The organism is Streptomyces sp. NPDC002324 (assembly GCF_053593335.1).
Window position 1 is genome coordinate 1 of sequence record NZ_JBSFCF010000093.1, and the last position, 2955, is coordinate 2955.

Consider the following 2955-nt stretch of genomic DNA (forward strand, 5'->3'; position numbering starts at 1 on the left):
CCGGTCGATCAGCCGCCGCGTCACCGACGGAGCAACCACCACGTCACCGCGCAGCACACCGCGCACGGCGACGAGCAACTCAGCGGCCGGCGTGTCCTTGACCAGGAAGCCACTCGCTCCCGCCCGCAGCGCCGCGTAGGCGTACTCGTCCCGGTCACACATGCTGAGGACCAGCACTCGCGTCTCCGGCAGCGCGGCGCGTACCTGCTCAGTGGCCGAGATGCCGTCCAGAAGCGCCAGCCGCACCTCCATGAGGACGAGGTCCGGGCGCAACGTGAGCGCCTGCACCACAGCCGCCTCGCCGTCCCCCGCTTCGCCGACGACCGTGAGATCCGACTGGCTGTCCACCACCCTGCGCAGGCCGACCCGCATCAACTCCTGGCCATCACAGATCAACACGCTGGTCTCCGTCATGGCGCCCCGCCCCCGAACCGGGCCACCCACTCCCGCGCGCCGGTCGAGCCGTGCCCGAACGCTGCCTGTACGGCGGCGCCACGGCTCGACGGCTCAGACGTGAGCGCCCGGCGAAGGCCCCGGCCGGCTCCGGTGACGATGACGGTACTGGCGTACATGCCCATGAAATCCTCCCGGCGAAATGAGGTGAACGGGGTGAATGAGAAAGGTGCGCTGGTCTCACCGAACGGTCTGCCGGTGTTCCCTGCCGACGGGCAGGCAGGCAGCCAGGCAGGCCGCGGGTGCCGTAGACCGTCGGTCAGGTGTTCCTGTCAGTGGCCTGGGGGTCTGACGGGATCGGCCTCGCACGTGCGTCACCCGCCGGACGGCGCTCTTCGAACACGGCCAGGGCGACGACGATCGCGGCGGCGATGACGGCCGCCAGGTAGGCCGGGGCCGCCGGCGTGACCGCGCAGCCGACGATCAGTGCAGACAGCGCGAGCAGCCGCGCCTTGGGCAGGTCGTCGAACAGGGTCCTGCCGTGCCACGTCTGCGCCCCGATGAAGAGGGCGGGCCCGCCGAACAGCAGCAGGTTGGTGGTGATGCCGGCGTGATGGGCCGGGTGCGCGATGACGCGTTCGTCGCCCGCGGCGGCGGCGATCATCGCGGCGACGGAGGCCATGAGGCTGTAGACGCCGCTGCGCCCCGCCCGGATCGGGTCCTCGGTCCGCTCGTAGTGGCGCACGATGTGCTCGGAGCGGCTGAAGAACAGCCAGAACAACGCGACCGTGCCGGTGAGCGCCACCCCGGCGGTCAGCAGGGTCATCGGCGCGTACGGGGCCGCGGTGAGGGCGGTGCCAGTGGTCAGGATCGTCTCACCGAACGCGATGATCATGAACAGTCGGCCGCGCTCCAGCAGGTGGCCGCCCGCGAAGGTGACCTGCCGGGAGTCCAGCCTGCGCCCGGGCAGGGGATGCGCCGTCCAGGTGCCCGCCAGCTCGACCAGGGTCGCCGCGGCCCACCACGCCAGCCGCGCGCCTCCGTCGGCCGCCGCGCCGGTCAGCCACAGGGGTGCGGCCGCGGCGAACCAGACCAGCACACGGCGCCAGTGCTCCTGATTGACCCGGTCGAGGCCGACCGTGAGCAGCCATACCGTCCGGCCGAGGTGAATCAGCAGGAAGGTGGCCACGAAGACCCACCCCGCGTCGCCGAAGGCCCGCGGGATCGCGGCGTTCATGAACAGCCCCAGGAGCATGACCGTCAGCAGCATCCGCCGGGTCCGCGGGTCCTCGGCCGGGACGAGGGTGACCGCCCAGGTGGTGTACGCCCACGCCGCGTAGACGGCGAGGTAGAGCACGAGCGTCTGGGCGGCGCCGGTCCACGTCGGGTGCGCCAGGAGCTGATGCGACAGCTGGCCGATCGCGAAGACGTAGACCAGGTCGAAGAACAACTCCAGCGGCGTCACCTCCCGCCGCGCCGGAACGCTGGTCAACTGCACGATGTGTCTCCTTGGTCGGGCAGGCGCTCGGACTGCCGTGGCTCCGGCGTCCGGGTGAGCGGTCAGTCGGCGAGGAAGGCCGTCACCTGGGCGGCGAAGTCCTTGGCGTGCTGGAAGAGGAAGGCGTGGCCGGCGTCGCTGTAGGCGACGAGGGTGGCGTCGGGGAGGTGCTGGACGGCGGTGTACGAGGCGAGGGCGGGGATCATCGCGTCCTTCATGCCGGTCGCGTACAGGACGGGCTGCTTGATGGTCGCCAGGTCCGCGCGCACCTGGTCGAAGGGGATCTGCGCGTCCTTGCCGATGGCGGCGATCTGGCCCATGGCCGCCGCCTCGGACACATCGGGGATGCCGGTGGCCAGCCGGGTGGCCACCCTGGCGAGATGCTCGTACCCGGCGGCGCGCCCGGTCTCCGTCTCGGGGAAGAACAGGAACACCAGGTCGTCCCCGGTGACCTCGGGCTTGGTCATGGTGGCCCGCACCTTGGGGTCCGGGTCGGGAGCGCCGGGCACCGTGCCGCCGGGGTTGGCGGCTGCCACGACCAGCTTGCGGACCAGGTCGGGCCGGGTGCGGGTGATGTGCTGGGCTACGGTGCCGCCCAGCGTCCAGCCGAGCAGGTCCACCTGCGGCAGGCCGAGGGCCTCGATGAACTCGACGGTGCCGTCGGCGAGTCCCTCGACCGAGTCGCGCGGGGTGCCGGTGGTGTAACCGGTACCGACGTTGTCGAACACGATCACGTCATGGCCGGCGGCCAGGTGCTCCAGAAGCTCCGGATCCCACCAGTCGAGGGTCCCCCGGACCCGGCCCAGCAGGACCAGCGGGATACCGCCCCGCAGGCCCATGCGCCGGTAGGTGAACGTCGCGGAAGGACCTTCGACGGTCAGGTTCTCGGCCGCGTCGGCCAGATAGGTAGTCATGACGAGCGTCGCTTTCTTGTCGCTGTGTCTCGTGGAGGGAAGTGAGGGGGTGGGTGTCAGGCGGGCAGTTGGTTCATCTTGCGCAGTTGCTGGTCGAACATGCGGGTGGGGACGACGCGGCGCATGGTGCGGACGCGTCCGGTCATGGCG

At 71.1% G+C, this 2955-nt stretch carries 3 protein-coding genes; all 3 read right to left on the reverse strand.

The window, feature by feature from the left end; all coding sequences use genetic code 11:
* Positions 1 to 399, reverse strand: a 399-nt coding sequence (locus ACWCRJ_RS44495; RefSeq protein WP_450944686.1) for a response regulator, incomplete at its 3' end; no start/stop codon positions are given.
* A gap of 313 nt (positions 400 to 712) precedes the next feature.
* Positions 713 to 1891 (reverse strand): low temperature requirement protein A, encoded by a 1179-nt coding sequence (locus ACWCRJ_RS44500; RefSeq protein WP_450944687.1) that lies wholly within the window; start codon positions 1889 to 1891, stop codon positions 713 to 715.
* 62 nt (positions 1892 to 1953) lie between these two features.
* Complete coding sequence (locus ACWCRJ_RS44505; RefSeq protein ID WP_450944688.1) at positions 1954 to 2805, reverse strand: alpha/beta fold hydrolase; 852 nt, start codon at positions 2803 to 2805, stop codon at positions 1954 to 1956.
* Between the last annotated feature and the right edge of the window lie 150 nt (positions 2806 to 2955).